The following is a 13,920-nucleotide window of genomic DNA, read 5'->3' on the forward strand; positions in this document are numbered from 1 at the left end:
CGGTTCAGTCGGCGGGCAGGAGAACGCCGGGGCTGAGCACTCCGGCCGGGTCCAGGCACCGCTTGACCGCGCGCAGGGCGTCGGCGCCCAGCGGGCCGGCCTCGCGGAGGTACCAGTCCCGGTGGTCGGTGCCGACACCGTGGTGGTGGCTGATGGTGCCGCCGGCGGCGAGGATCGCCTCGTTCGCGGCGTGCTTGGCGCGCGTCCAATGCGCCACCGGGTCTCCGTCGCCCTGCGCCGAGACCACGGTGAAGTACAGGGAGGCGCCGTTCTCGTAGACGTGGGAGATGTGGCACATCACCAGGGGCGGGGTGCCGGCCTCGGTGAGCGTGGCGGTGAGCGCGTCGCGTACCGCGGTGTACAGCCCGGGGATCTTGGACCAGAACGTCGCGGTCTCCAGCGTCTCGGCCAGGGCCCCGGCGTCGAGCAGGGAGTCGCGCAGGTAGGGGGCCGAGTAGCGGCCGTGGACCCAGCGGCGTCCGGGCTCCTCCCCCATCGGTGTCCCACCGCACGCGCGCAGGACGGCCGCGGCCCTCTCCCTGCGGTACGCGGTGTCCTCCTCCGTGCCCTCGTAGCCGGCGACGGCCGTGCATCCGGCGGACCGCGGGGCGCCGGAGCCGATCGCGTCCGGCTGGGCGAGGCCGACCAGCGTCTCGGTCTCGTCGGACAGCCGCAGCACGGTGGGACGCGGCCCGTCCTGGGCGAGGCGGCGCAGCGCGGCGGCGCCCTCCTCGAAGGAGTCGAACCGCCAGCCCTCGTAGAGGCGGGCCTGCGGGAGAGGGCGGATCCGGACGGTCACCGACGTGATGACGCCGAAGGCCCCCTCGGACCCCAGGACGAGCTGGCGCAGGTCGGGCCCGGCCGCCGAGCGCGGGGCCCGGCCGGTGTCGAGGGTGCCTTCGGGGGTGGCGAGGGTGAGGGAGAGCACCATCTCGTCGAAGCGGCCGTATCCGGCGGACGCCTGGCCGCTGGAGCGGGTCGCGGCGAAGCCGCCGATGGTCGCCCACTCGTAGGACTGGGGGAAGTGGCCGAGGGTGAAGCCGTGTGCGGCGAGCAGCGCCTCGGCCTGCGGGGCGCGCAGGCCGGGTTGCAGGGTGGCGGTGCGGGAGACCGGGTCGAGGGCGAGCAGGGCGTCCATGCGCCGCAGGTCCAGGGCGACGAAGGTGCCCTGCCGGCCGGGGGCGAGACCGCCGACCACGGAGGTGCCGCCGCCGAACGGCACCACGGACAGGCTCTGTTCGGCGCAGACGCGCAGGACGGCGAGCACCTCGTCGTGGCCGGCGGGGAACAGGACGGCCGCCGGGATGTCGGTGACGTCACCGTGCCGGATCCGCAGCAGGTCGGGGGTGGACTTGCCGCGCGTGTGCCGGATCCGCGTCGCCGGGTCGGTGCGCACATGCTCCTCACCGCCCAGCGCCTCGGCCAGCGCGCGGTGCGCGGCGGACGCCAACCGGGGCTCGGGCACGGCCACTTCCTCGAGGGTTACCGGTCCGGCCTCGCGCGGCGTGACGCCGAGCAGATCGCGCAGCAGCCCGATCACCGTGTCGGGCAGCGGCGTCGCCCTGGCCGGGTCGCCCCAGCCGCTCCACAGCATGTCCATCACTGTCGTCCTCACCGGTCGGTTCGAGCGTCGATATGGGCGATGCCGTCGCCGACGGCCCCGCTGGCCGTTACACTGTGACACATGACGCCTATTCGTCACAACCATTCGGACAACGACGCGGTGCTCGACGCGGTGCGCGACTGCGTTCTGGCCGTCGGGGTCCGCCGCACCACGCTGACCGATGTGGCCCGCCGCGCCGGGGTCTCCCGGATGACGCTGTACCGGCGATGGCCCGACGTGCGCTCGCTGGTCGGGGACCTCATGACCCGGGAATGGATCGACGTGGCCACCGGCGCGCTCCCCGAGCGCTCCTCGGACGTCACCGGCCGGGACCGCATGGTCGAGGGACTGGTGGCGGGGGTGCGCGCCTTCGGCGGGCATCCGCTCTTCCGGAAGATCGTCGACGTGGATCCCGAACTGCTCCTGCCCTACGTGCTGGACCGTCGCGGAGCGAGCCAGGTGGCGCTGCTGGAGCTGCTGGCCGACAGCGTGCGCGAGGGACACGCCGACGGATCGGTGCGCACCGGCCATCCCGAACGGCAGGCGCGCTCGGTACTCCTGATCGTCCAGTCCTTCGCCCTGTCCCTGCGCACCATGACCGACGAGGACGACCCCGACCTCACCTCCGAGGCGCTCCTCGCGGAACTGCGCGACATCCTGGAGAGGACCCTCGCCCCGTGAACGCCCTCACCGGACCGGCCTCCGCCTCGTCCCTGTCCGCCGGGCGCCGCACCCGTGAGCTGACCGGGACCGTGGGCGGCCCGGCCGTCGACGTCCTGGTCGTCGGTCTCGGCGCCACCGGCGCCGGGACCGCTCTGGACGCAGCGGCCCGCGGTCTGAGCGTGGTGGCCGTCGACGCCCACGACCTGGCCTTCGGCACCTCCCGCTTCAGCAGCAAACTCATCCACGGCGGGCTGCGCTACCTCGCCTCCGCCCAGCTGGACGTCGCCCACGAGAGCGCGGTCGAACGCGGGGTGCTGATGCAGCGCACCGCCCCCCATCTGGTGCACGCCCAGCCCTTCGTCCTGCCCCTCACCCCCCTGGTCTCCCGCGGTCAGGCCGCTCTGGCCCGCGTCGGTTTCCGGGCCGGGGACGCCCTGCGGCTGGCCGCCCGCACGGCGCGGGCGACCCTGCCCGCGCCGCGCCGGATCTCGGTGACCGAGACCCGTCACCTGGCCCCCGCGGTACGGGGTGACGGGCTGCGGGGCGGCCTGCTGTCGTGGGACGGCCGGCTCACCGACGACGCCCGCCTGGTGACCGCCCTCGCCCGCACCGCCGCCGCGCACGGGGCTCGTGTCCTCACCCGGCTCCGGGCCCTGGAGCTGACCGCGTCCGGCGCCCGGGTACGCGACGAACTCACCGGCGAGGAGGGCGAGATCCGCGCCCGTGCGGTGATCAACGCGTCCGGTGTCTGGGCCGGCGGTCTCGTCGACGGCATCCGGATCCGCCCCTCACGCGGGACCCACCTCGTGCTGCGCCCGGCCGTCCTCGGCCCGCTCCCGGCCGGCCTGCACATCCCGATCCCCGGGGAGAACAACCGCTTCGTCCTCGTGCTGCCCCAGGACGACGGTCGGGTCTACGTCGGGCTCACCGACGAACCCGTGGACGGCGGCGTCCCCGAGGTCCCCGAGGCACCCGAGACGGACATCGGCTTCCTCCTCGACGTCCTGTGCTCCGTCCTGGAGGTCCCGCTGCACCGGGACGACGTCGTCGGGGCCTTCGCCGGGCTGCGCCCCCTGCTGGACACCGCGCCGGCCGGCGCCGGTGCGGCGACGAGGACCGCCGACGTCTCACGACGGCACGCGGTGCTGACCTCGTCCGAGGGGGTCGTCACCGTCGTCGGCGGCAAGCTCACCACGTACCGGCGCATGGCCGAGGACGCCGTCGACGCCGCCGTCCGCGTCCGCCGGCTGCCGGCCGGCCCGTCCCGCACCGCGTCCCTCCCGCTCGTGGGGGCCGCGCCGCCGCACGTCCTCAGCACCCTGCCCGCACCCCGCCGCCTGGTGCGGCGCTACGGGACGGAGGCGCCGGCCGTCCACGCCCTCGGCGCGCGGGACGCCCGGCTGGGCGAGCCCGTGCTGCCCGGGCACCCGGTCACCGGGGCCGAACTGCTGTGGGCCCTGCGCCACGAGGGAGCGCTCGACGAGAGCGACCTGCTCGACCGCCGCACCCGCATCGGTCTCGTCCCCGCCGACCGCGCGGCGGCGCTCCCCGCCGTCCGCGAAGTCCTGGACGGCACCCCGCCGCACCGGAGTTGAGAGGTGCCCCGTCCCGGGTGGGCGGGGGCCGCCGTCACCTCCGGTGGACGCCGACCTCGTGCAGGGAGTAGCCCCAGTCGGTCCCCCGCTCCAGGAACCGAAGGCGGATGTGGCGGGCCGGTTCCGGGGTGAAGCGGGCCGTGTCGAGGCCGCCGTCCCCCGAAGCCGTGGACCAGACGGTCCGCCAGTTCTCGCCGTCGGCGGAGAGCTCGATGCGGTACGAAGTCCCGTACGCACGCTCCCAGTCGAGCGTGACGCGCCCGACCTCCCGGGTGGCGCCGAGGTCGATCCGGAGCCACTGGTCGTCGCTCCAGTCGCTGGCCCAGCGGGTGCCCCGGTCACCGTCCACCGCCCGGCCGGGGGCATAGCTGGTGAACAGGCTCCACTCGGTCGAACTGGCGGTCGCCCGGGCGCCCTCGGCGAGGTTGACGTCCGCCCGGTGCCGTTCGGAGGCGCTCCAGGTGCCGAGATAGGACTCGGCGCCCCGGAAGAGGTCGTCCACCACGTCCTCGCCGCCGACGCGCCGGATGTCCTCGATCCAGTCGGGGACGAGTCCGTGGTGCGCGGCTCCGTCGGTGTTCAGGTCCCAGGTGCGCTCGCCGGTGGTCTGCCGGTCGATGACGGACCCGCCGTCCACACTGCGGAAGGGATAGGTGACGGGGCGGGGCGCGTCGGCGCCGCGCGGTGCGGGCCAGCCTCCGACGCCGTTCATGTCGGTGCCGTAGCCGTAGCCCGCGCCGTACTCGTCGCGCACCGCCTCTGTGCGCCGCGCCTCCTCGACGAAGTCCTCGGAGCCGTGCATGTACTGGGCGACGAAGCCGCCGAGGCCGTAGACGCGCCCGGTCCAGTTCAGGTCCATCCAGCTGTGCGAGGAGAGCACTCCGGGGTACGACTCGGCCTCGAAGAGGTCGAGCACCCTGCCGGCGGCCTTGACGCTCATGTGGTCGATCTCGAGCATCATGTTGCGTTTCATCATGCCGCGCACCGCGTACTCGCCGAGGTCCGTGAGGCCCCGTACGTTGCACCGGGCGTCCTCGTCGTAGGCGGGGACCTCGACGCCCGCCGGCAGTTCCTCCTCGGCTCCGGGCGCGGCGGCCAGGCCGATCGGGTTGTCGTGCTGGGGGCCCCTGCACTTCTCGGTCCGCCAGAAGGTGCCCGTCGACAGGAACTGCCCGACGTTGATGGCGGTGCCGAGCGCGCCCTCGTCGAAGCGCACCCCGCACAGGGCGTTGTCGAACTTGTGGCACAGGAACATGCTGCGCACGCCGAGGTCGTACAACTCGTCCAGCCCGGCGTCGATGTCGGCCTTGTCGCACTGGGCGACGTCCAGGACCTGCTTGCAGCCGAACGGCTCGGAGGTCTCCACGCCCAGGACGACCGCGAGCTTGCCCTGCTCTACCACCCGACGGGCCTGGGCGCTGTCGGTGACGATCCGGAACCAGCCCTTGCCCGTGCCGCCGTACATCCTGTCGACGTAGGCCTGCATGTCGTAGGTCAGCTTCGCCTGCAGCCGGATCGACGTCATCTCGTCGCAGCCGCGGTCCTTGAAGAAGTACACGGAGCAGATCACGCCGTTGGTGACGAGGTCGTTCACCAGGACCCGCTGCCCGCCGCGCCAGGCCCGCTCGATCCAGGCGTAGTAGTTCTGCTGGTGGGTCATCGAGTCGTGGGCCGGCCAGTCCTCGAAGGTGGGCCAGCCGACGGGGTCGTGCCTGCCGTCACCGCCGTTGGTGATGAAGTCGAAGATCGCGAGCGAGCCGTCGGGGTAGTGCTCGGGGCAGTCCTTGAGGGCGTCGGCGATCCCCTTCCCGGAGAAGGGCTTGCCGCAGATGAGCCGGCCGCCGAAGGCCTCGTTGGACATGATGTGGTTGTGCGCGTCGACGAACCCGCGGACCTCTCCGCGCGCGTCGGTGCCGGTGAACGGCTCGCCGGTGACGCCGATCCCGGAGTCCGGCGCCGGCCGCGCGGTCGGCTCCCACCAGTCGCCGTCGGCCGCGGAACTGGGGGTGGGGCCGAGGGACATCACGGTGAGCACGAGCAGAAGCAGCGTTACGAGAGCGACTCGGCGGCGTCCACCGCCGTACCGGCGTCGAGCGGTGATCACGGCCCACGTCCCTCCGTCAGCGGCACGGCCGTCCCGCCGGGCGGCCCGGACCGACGACCCAGGCCCATCCGATTGTCATGGCCGGTACAAGGTATGCGCCGAGCATGGCTACCGGCGCGTAGGGAGTCAAGAGTCCGGACGAACGCCCCTGTCGGTCACCGCTTGCCGGTCACCGCTTGCCGGTCACCGCTCGGGCCCGGATTCGTAGCGCAGCGAGATGGAGCGCAGGACGTCCGCGGAGGACACGTCCGTGCGGCCCGCGTCGTGCACTTCGGCGAGCTGCACGAAGGCGAAGGTCAGCGCGGAGGTGATGTGCACGATGGCGGGCCCCAGCTTCTCGGTGACGATCTCCGCCACCTCGCGGGCGTTCGCGTCGGCCGGCAACTGGATGTGCGGCAGCATCTCTTCGAGCAGCTTGGAGACGGCCCCGCTCCTCGCCACCTCGGCGTCCGGGTTCTCTCGCAGTTGCCGCCGCATCTCGAGGGCCTCGGTGAGGATGCCGACACCCCGCTGCATGATCTCGCGCTGCTCCATGAGCACAGCCTAGGGTCTCCACCGGCGCGTCCCGGCACTCGCGTTCCATCCGCCCGCTCCCGGTTCCGCGGAACCGGCCCGTGCATTTGAGTTCTGATCACCGTCTGGTACTGACGAAACGGACGAGTGGACCGTCCGACGCGGCACGGGAGAGCACGGCACCGGTTCACCGGGATCGCGTTCACCTGCGCAGTGACCCGGCGTCCCCCATGACGATCACCGGGTGCTGCGCGGGGTCGAGCGCCCGCAGCAGCTGTCTCATATGCGGTTCCTCCAGGCTCACACAGCCCTGGGTGGGCCCTCGGTGGTCCACGTGCAGCCAGATGCCGCCGCCCCGGTTGGCGCCGAGCGGCCGGGTCCGGTCGAGCGGTGAGGTGCCCGGGACGCGGTTGTAGTCGATCGCGATGACGTAGTCGAAGGAGCCGGCGAGCGGCTCCCCCACGAAGCCCGTGCCGCTGATGGCGAATCCCGGTGACTCGTCGTACGGCAGCAAGGTGCCCGGGTCCGGCAGCAGGCCTCCCGCGTCGCTGAGGGTGAACACGCCGATCGGCGAGCGGAGGTCGCCCACCCGGTGGTCGTCGGTCCAGCCGTTGAGGGCGTTGCGGGCGGGCCACGCAGTGCCCGCCTTCCACCCCGAGGCGGTACGCCGGTACAGCACGGCCTCGGAGTGGTTCGCGTCCCTGCCCGCGCCGGTGACGACGACGACCTGTCGGGTTTTCCCGGGAATCAGCGCCAGCGTCCGTGGGCCGAGACCGCCGAGCGGGGCGGGCGTCTCCGCGCCGACCCCGGATCTGCCCTGTGCGGTGCTGCCGGCGTCGGGGGCCTGGTGCTCCGGGGATCCGGTCTTCGACGGTCCGGCCACCGGCGGACCGGCCACCGGCGGCGCGGCCACCGGCGGCGCGGCCACCGGCGGCGCGGCCTCCGGCGTGGCGGCCGGGGAGGCGGTCGGGGCCTCCCCGGCCGTGCTGCCGCTGATCGCCCCGCAGCCGGTGAGGACCGCCGTCGCCAGGAGCACGACGGCCGACATCCGCAGCCGCCCACGCACCCGGATGAGACCGGCGGACCGTCGGCCGCCCCGGAAGGGGACCCGGGAACGTCCGTGGGGCGGACCGTCGATCGATGAAGCCATGGGGATCGATGAAGCCATGGGGTTCAGCCTGACTTCGACTTCGTCGAAACGCCTCGCACCCCGCGCGAGTCCGGGCAACGTCCCCCGTCTGCGCCGCTGCGGTCGGTCATGACCCGGTGAGGATCGCGACGATCGCCGCGCCCACGCCACCGGCCGCGCCCACCACCGCCGCGGCCACGCAGCGCACCCGCAGCTGCCGGTAGCGCTCCTCGTACTCGCCCCGGAGCTCGACCGCACGGTCGCAGATCCGAGTGAGTGCGGCACGGGAGGCCGCGATCCGCTCGGCGGTGTAGAGGTGCTCCACGTCCTCGCGCTGTGCGGACGTCAGCCACGGAAGTTGCTCGGTGAATCGGCCGGCCTGCCGCCGGGCCTCCTCGACCTCGGCCGCCCACAGCAGGTACCCCTCGAGTTGGTCGAGGCCTCGAGCACTGTCCTGGATGGGGTTCACATGCTCCTCCACACTGGGCTGTGAGATCACTTCTGCATGTCCCCGGGAGGCTGGATCGCGGAGGTCTCCGGACGGTTGACCTCCCGGTCGTACGCCGCGACCGCCGGGTGGTGCAGGTCGAAGGCCGGGGATTCGCTGCGGACGCGGGGCAGGGTGAGGAAGTTGTGCCGCGGGGGCGGGCACGAGGTGGCCCACTCCAGGGAGCGGCCGTAGCCCCACGGGTCGTCGACCTCGATCTTCTGGCCGTACTTGGCCGTCTTCCACACGTTGTAGAAGAACGGCAGCATGGACATGCCGAGCAGGAACGAGGCGATCGTGGAGAACGTGTTCAGCCCGGTGAAGCCGTCGGCCGCCAGGTAGTCCACGTAGCGGCGGGGCATGCCCTCGGCGCCCAGCCAGTGCTGGACCAGGAAGGTGCCGTGGAAGCCGGTGAACAGCGTCCAGAAGGTGATCTTGCCGAGCCGCTCGTCGAGCATCTTGCCGGTGAACTTCGGCCACCAGAAGTGGAAGCCGGCGAACATCGCGAAGACCACGGTGCCGAACACCACGTAGTGGAAGTGCGCCACCACGAAGTACGAGTCGGTCACGTGGAAGTCCAGCGGCGGCGAGGCCAGGATGACACCGGTCAGACCACCGAACAGGAAGGTCACCAGGAAGCCGACGGACCAGAGCATCGGGGTCTCGAACGAGAGACTGCCCTTCCACATGGTGCCGATCCAGTTGAAGAACTTCACCCCGGTGGGAATGGCGATCAGGAAGGTCATGAAGGAGAAGAACGGCAGCAGCACCGCGCCGGTGGCGAACATGTGGTGCGCCCACACCGTCACCGACAGACCCGCGATGGCGATCGTCGCACCGATCAGGCCGAGATAGCCGAAGATCGGTTTACGGGAGAAGACCGGGATCACCTCGGAGACGATGCCGAAGAACGGCAGCGCGATGATGTAGACCTCGGGGTGGCCGAAGAACCAGAACAGGTGCTGCCAGAGAATGGGCCCGCCGTTGGGCGCCTCGAAGATCAGTCCGCCGAACTTCCGGTCGTATTCGAGTGTCAGGAGCGCGGCGGCCAGCACCGGGAAGGCCAGCAGGACCAAAAGGGCGGTCAGCAGCACGTTCCAGGTGAAGATCGGCATGCGGAACATCGTCATGCCCGGGGCGCGCATGCAGATGATCGTGGTGATGAAGTTGACCGAGCCCAGGATGGTGCCGAAGCCCTGGAAGCCCAGGCCCATGATCCACAGGTCGGAGCCGAGGCCCGGCGAGCGGACCGCGTTCGCCAGCGGGCTGTAGCCGGTCCAGCCGAAGCTGGCGGGCCCGTCCGGGGTGAGGAAACCGCTGATCGCGATCAGCGAGCCGAACAGGAAGAGCCAGTAGGCGAGCATGTTCAGCCGGGGGAACGCCACGTCGGGCGCGCCGATCTGCAGCGGCATGATCCAGTTCGCGAAACCGATGAACAGCGGCGTCGCGAACATCAGCAGCATGAGCGTGCCGTGCATCGTGAACGCCTGGTTGTACTGCTCGTTCGACACGATCTGCAGACCGGGGCGGGCGAGTTCCGCGCGGATGACCAGGGCCAGGATGCCACCGAGAATAAAGAATACGAATGATGTCGTGAGATAGAGCGTGCCGATGGTCTTGTGGTCAGTTGTGGTCAGCCATGAGACGACGACTTTTCCGGGGCGCCTCCGTCGGACCGGGAGTTCGTCCTCGTAACTTTCCGACTCGATCGATTCCGACGTACTGTGCACCGCCACTGTTCCGCTCCTTGCTCATGGGCTCAGAATCCCTCCGGCAGGATTCCGCAATCGCGGCCATAGTTGTAAGACCCGTGCCCGGCCCGGCGCGTCGCGGTGTGTGCCGGCCGGTCGGCGGTCCACGCGCCGGTCGGGACGACTCTCCAGGACTCCGGGACGGACCGCCAGGTGACGGGGCCGTTCGGCGCAGTGGACGTCACCGCCGGGTGTGGCCGTCCTTCACCGGGTCGAACGTGATGCGGGTACGGGCTCCTCCGCCGGCCCGCCCGACCTCGACCGCCGCCCCGTCCACCCGGATCTCCCGGACCGCCTCCGCCAAGGGCCCGGGGTCCGGCGCGGCGGTCGGGCTCGCCAGGCTGACGTGGACGGACGTACCGCCGGCCCGGCCGGTCAGCCGCGGTACCCGCGCCCAGTGGATGAAGGCCGTGCCCCGGGGAGCACGGACCAGGGCCGGGGCGTGATCGTCCCAGCCGTACAGACCGTGCAGGAGCGAGAACAGCGGCTCGTCGGGGCCGGTGGCCCTGCCGGTGTGGGTGACTCGGGAGTCCACCGGCGCCCCCACCACCCGGTGCACTCGCAGCTCGTGGCGGCCGTGGGCCACCGTGACGCTCTCCACCCGCAGGCCCGGCACCATCGGCGGGCCGTCGACGAACACCGGCCGGTGACAGGAGGCCGCCCAGCCCCAGCCCGTGATCAGCAGGTCGACACCGGCGAGCACGGCCGAGGCGACGCCCGGGTCCAGGACCGGCGCGGCGCGGGCCGGGAGGCGGAGGCCGGCGGATGCTCGGCCAAAATGCCTCCTGCGGCTCCTGCGTGTCGGAGACACAACCGTTCGGGACACAGGAATCGTCGACGCCCGGCCAGCGAACGGTCAATAGAGCGATCAGGGCAGGCGGAACGGTCACACGTCCACCGGGCGCCCGCACCGCCGAAGGCCGTTCGGCGCCCGCCGTACAGGGCGCCGAACGGCCTTCATGGCGATCGCTCGGTCACCGCGGCCTCTCCGGCGCGGTCACCTCGACGGAGAGGTCGTTGTCGACGGTGTAGTAGGGGCGCAGGACGGCTCCGCCGACCGTGGACCGCGGGTACGCGCACACCGCCTTGCGGTCGGCCATGTCGTCGAGGAGCCGGCTGATCCGGATCAGCGGGGCGTCGGCGGCGGGCCTCAGGAAGACGTCCCAGACCTGGTTTCCGGCCGCCGCGGCCGCCAGCTCCGCGAAGGGGACGGAGAAGTCGAACGCGTCGTCCCGGTTCCGCGGCCGGCAGCCGCGCACGGTGCTCTGGTCGCCCCGCAGCCGGAGCACCACCTCGGCGCCGTCGGTGAGTTCGGCGCCGTACAGGCGCGCGCGGACCGTCATCGCACCGTCGGCGAGGTCGAGCCGGCCGGCCTCCGCGTGGGCGGTACGCAGCCAGGTCCGGATCGCGAGGAAGCCGGCCTTCGTGACATAGGGCACCCGGACCGCCACCGGGGACGGTCCCGCCCGGAACGTTCCGTCGACGAGGGCGCGCAGGTCCCGCAGGCCGGGGCGCAGCCGTTCCCGTCCGGTGTCCGGCTCCCTCAGCAGATACGCGTCCCAGCGGCCCTCCGGGAGTTCCGGTCGCGGTGCGAGCACTGCCCGGACCTCTCCGTCGTCACCGTGGGGTTCGAGGTCGAGGAGGTGCTCCGGTTGCTCCGGCCGGTTCTTCTGCGGCCGTGGCACCAGCGCCAGTCGGGGGCGGCCGGACGGTCCGGGCCGGAGGCGGAAGGTGATCCGGCCGTCGGTGTCGACGGTGCAGTGGGCGCGCAGGTCGTCCGTGTCCTGCCGGGTGCTCATGGGCGTCCCTTCCGAAGGGTGCGCAGCGCGTCGGATGCGGCGGCACGGGCGAGGTCGGCGGCGGCGTGGCCCCGACCGGTCAGGGCACGGTGGGTGCGGCCGTCCTCCGGGGCGAGGCGCTGTCCGGTGCTTCGGGCCGCCACTGCTTCCCGGGCCAGGCGTTCCGCCTGCGCCACGACGGGGCCGGGTGCGTAACGGCGGGCGTTCTCGAGGGCCGTCCTGCCCATGCGGCGGCGCAGTTCGTCGTCGCGGACGAGATCCAGCAGGGCCGCGCCGAGGGCGGTGGCGTCCCCGACCGGCACCAGTCTGCCGTCGACTCCGTCCTTGATGATCTCACCGGGCCCGTAGGGGCAGTCGGTGCTGACGACGGGCAGTCCGCACCGCATCGCCTCGACGATCGTCATGCCGAACGGCTCGAAGTTGGACGCGGCCACGCCGATCGAGCCCTTGACCCATTCCGCCTCCATGGGGGTCGTCGCACCCATGAGGAAGACGTTGTTCCACAGGCCGAGCGACTCGATCAGGCGCCGCAGTCCGGCCTGTTCCTCACCCTTTCCGTAGATGCGCAGCTGCCAGTCCGGGTACTCGGCCGCGATCCGGGCGAACGCCTCGATGATCAGGTCGTACCGCTTCACGGGGACCAGCCGGCCGGCCGCGATCACCAGCTTGGCGGTGCCGTCCGCGGCGGGCAGCCCGGGGTCGGGGACGCTGTTCGGGAGGGCCTCCACCCGTACTCCGGGCAGCCGCATCTTGCGCCGGTAGGCGTCGGCGTCCGCCTCCGTGACGGTGGTGAGCACGTCGAGCCGCCGGTAGGCACGGCGCAGGACGGTGCGCAGTCTCGGCGGGTGGTTGTCGAGGGTGAGGTGTTCCTGACCGATGCGTACGACGTGCTGCGGGGCCTGGAGCGCGAGGTGCACGTTGAGTCCCGGCCGGGTCCCGACGACCACGTCGGCGTCGATGCCCTCCAGGCACTCGGCGATCCGCTGGTCGGTCAACTCGCTGTACTGGTGGTAGCGGTACTCGGCCGAGGGGAACACCTTCGCCGGTCTGCGGTGCCGGGGGTCGTCCTGTTCCCGCCTGAGGTCCACCAGGGCCCGCAGCCTCACTCCGGGGTGCGGGGTGAGGTGGGGATGCTCCCGGTGCCGTAACACGGAGACGATCTCCACGTCGTGACGCTCGGTCAGTGCCGCCGCGAGGTTGAACGTGGTGGTGATCGTTCCTCCGATCCCGTAAGCGTTGTGGATCAGGAAAGAGATCTTCATGGCGGACTAGACAGCCTGAAGCGCCGAGAAGTTGTCTGTTGTTATTACTTTGTTGGTGTCGGCTTCATCTCGTCACCGCTGCCGGGGAGGGCCGTCCGAAGGGCCCGCGGCGCCCGGCGACGTGATCCGCAGGCCGGGGCGGCGCCGGTGCACGGTCAGACAGGTCAGTCCCTCGCCGCCGGCGGCGAGACTCCGGGTGGAGCCGTGCGGCAGCCAGATCAGGGCGCCCGCGCGCAGGGGCTGCGTGCCGTCGGGCGCGGTCAGCGAGCCCTCGCCCGACAGGACGAGCAGGAGGACGTCGAGGTCGGGCTCGCGGTGGGTGTCGACCCGTCGGCCGGGCGGGATGCGTACGACGTTGGCGTCGAGCTGCCGTCCCGGTTCCGCGAGCCGCCACAGGGCGCCGGCCGGCGCGTCCTCCAGCGCCGCCAACTCCGCCGTGTCGCACAGCCTCCGCGGCAGCGGGAGGTCGCCGTCGCGCTCGGTGGCGTTGTCGCCGTCTGCCGTCATCGGGTGTCACCGTCCTGTGCGCGGGGGCCTCTCAAATGGGAACCTAGCATGCATATTTGACGTCTCGGGGGACGGTGCGGCGAGCCGGTTTCCGCGCAGCGCCTCCGGGGTCCGGTGTGTGCCGGGTCTCCCGGCCCGTGCCACGGGTGCGGCGTGTGCGTCCGGCGGGGCGAAGGGAGGAAGGAAAGTGCGAAAACGTCGGCCGTCGGGCCCCTGGTCCTCGAATTTTTCACTGTGCAATGATCCTGCCGGGGTCCTGGTGCGAGTCGGCTGTGGTGTCGTCGGCGGGCTCCCGCACCGGAGAGGAACGAACGGACGTGACCGCGCAGCGACCGGAGAACGGCGAGACGCCAGAGGGCGGGGACGGCGCCCCGCCCCTGCCGGACGAGGTCTGGCAGCGGTTCCTCACGGACAACGAGCACGCCATTCGCGCCTCCGCCCCCGTCGAGCCCTCCGCGTCGCAGCGGGCGGCGGGGCGGCGGCCGCAGCCGGTCCGCCCCGCCGCCC

Annotated in this window: 12 protein-coding genes and 1 pseudogene; 3 read left to right on the forward strand and 10 right to left on the reverse strand. The window is 72.1% G+C overall.

What is annotated here, in order from left to right; translation table 11 throughout:
- Window positions 1–4: 4 nt before the first annotated feature.
- Window positions 5–1,600, reverse strand: a complete 1,596-nt coding sequence (locus ACWEQO_RS32470; RefSeq protein ID WP_452986191.1) for an FAD-binding oxidoreductase — start codon at window positions 1,598–1,600, stop codon at window positions 5–7.
- An 84-nt stretch (window positions 1,601–1,684) separates the two neighbouring features.
- Between ACWEQO_RS32470 and ACWEQO_RS32475 the strand changes: the two genes are divergently transcribed.
- Window positions 1,685–2,284: a TetR/AcrR family transcriptional regulator gene (locus tag ACWEQO_RS32475; protein ID WP_361459172.1), complete on the forward strand. Its 600-nt coding sequence runs from the start codon at window positions 1,685–1,687 to the stop codon at window positions 2,282–2,284.
- A complete protein-coding gene (locus tag ACWEQO_RS32480) occupies window positions 2,281–3,861 on the forward strand; it encodes a glycerol-3-phosphate dehydrogenase/oxidase (protein ID WP_361459170.1) in 1,581 nt (526 codons plus the stop codon). The genes ACWEQO_RS32475 and ACWEQO_RS32480 overlap by 4 nt, the downstream gene beginning before the upstream one ends.
- Window positions 3,862–3,895: 34 nt before the next feature.
- Here the strand turns inward: ACWEQO_RS32480 and ACWEQO_RS32485 are convergent, their stop codons facing one another.
- From ACWEQO_RS32485 to ACWEQO_RS32525, 9 genes are all read right to left on the reverse strand, one after another.
- The gene (locus ACWEQO_RS32485; protein WP_452986201.1) at window positions 3,896–5,884 is read right to left on the reverse strand and encodes a discoidin domain-containing protein; all 1,989 of its coding nucleotides are present in this window, start codon (window positions 5,882–5,884) and stop codon (window positions 3,896–3,898) included.
- A gap of 264 nt (window positions 5,885–6,148) precedes the next feature.
- Window positions 6,149–6,499 carry a hypothetical protein gene (locus tag ACWEQO_RS32490; RefSeq protein WP_361459168.1) on the reverse strand — a complete coding sequence of 117 codons (351 nt, stop codon included), beginning with the start codon at window positions 6,497–6,499 and terminating at the stop codon, window positions 6,149–6,151.
- 181 nt (window positions 6,500–6,680) lie between these two features.
- The gene (locus ACWEQO_RS32495; RefSeq protein WP_452986192.1) at window positions 6,681–7,646 is read right to left on the reverse strand and encodes a hypothetical protein; all 966 of its coding nucleotides are present in this window, start codon (window positions 7,644–7,646) and stop codon (window positions 6,681–6,683) included.
- 88 nt (window positions 7,647–7,734) lie between these two features.
- Window positions 7,735–8,076, reverse strand: coding sequence for a hypothetical protein (locus tag ACWEQO_RS32500; RefSeq protein ID WP_452986194.1), 342 nt, complete (start codon window positions 8,074–8,076; stop codon window positions 7,735–7,737).
- A gap of 26 nt (window positions 8,077–8,102) precedes the next feature.
- Complete coding sequence (gene ctaD, locus ACWEQO_RS32505) at window positions 8,103–9,830, reverse strand: aa3-type cytochrome oxidase subunit I (protein WP_452986195.1); 1,728 nt, start codon at window positions 9,828–9,830, stop codon at window positions 8,103–8,105.
- 196 nt (window positions 9,831–10,026) lie between these two features.
- Window positions 10,027–10,548, reverse strand: a complete 522-nt coding sequence (locus tag ACWEQO_RS32510) for a hypothetical protein (protein WP_452986196.1) — start codon at window positions 10,546–10,548, stop codon at window positions 10,027–10,029.
- Window positions 10,549–10,819: 271 nt separating this feature from the next.
- Window positions 10,820–11,644, reverse strand: a complete 825-nt coding sequence (locus ACWEQO_RS32515; RefSeq protein WP_452986198.1) for a transferase — start codon at window positions 11,642–11,644, stop codon at window positions 10,820–10,822.
- Window positions 11,641–12,906, reverse strand: coding sequence for a glycosyltransferase family 4 protein (locus ACWEQO_RS32520; RefSeq protein ID WP_361459162.1), 1,266 nt, complete (start codon window positions 12,904–12,906; stop codon window positions 11,641–11,643). Before ACWEQO_RS32520 ends, ACWEQO_RS32515 begins: the two co-directional genes overlap by 4 nt.
- Before the next feature lie 72 nt (window positions 12,907–12,978).
- Window positions 12,979–13,413 (reverse strand): cupin domain-containing protein, encoded by a 435-nt coding sequence (locus ACWEQO_RS32525; RefSeq protein ID WP_452986199.1) that lies wholly within the window; start codon window positions 13,411–13,413, stop codon window positions 12,979–12,981.
- Between the two features lie 317 nt (window positions 13,414–13,730).
- Here ACWEQO_RS32525 and ACWEQO_RS32530 point away from each other — a divergent pair.
- Window positions 13,731–13,920: pseudogene (locus ACWEQO_RS32530) on the forward strand (hypothetical protein); the annotation flags it as partial.

It is taken from the genome of Streptomyces sp. NPDC004051 (assembly GCF_053604275.1).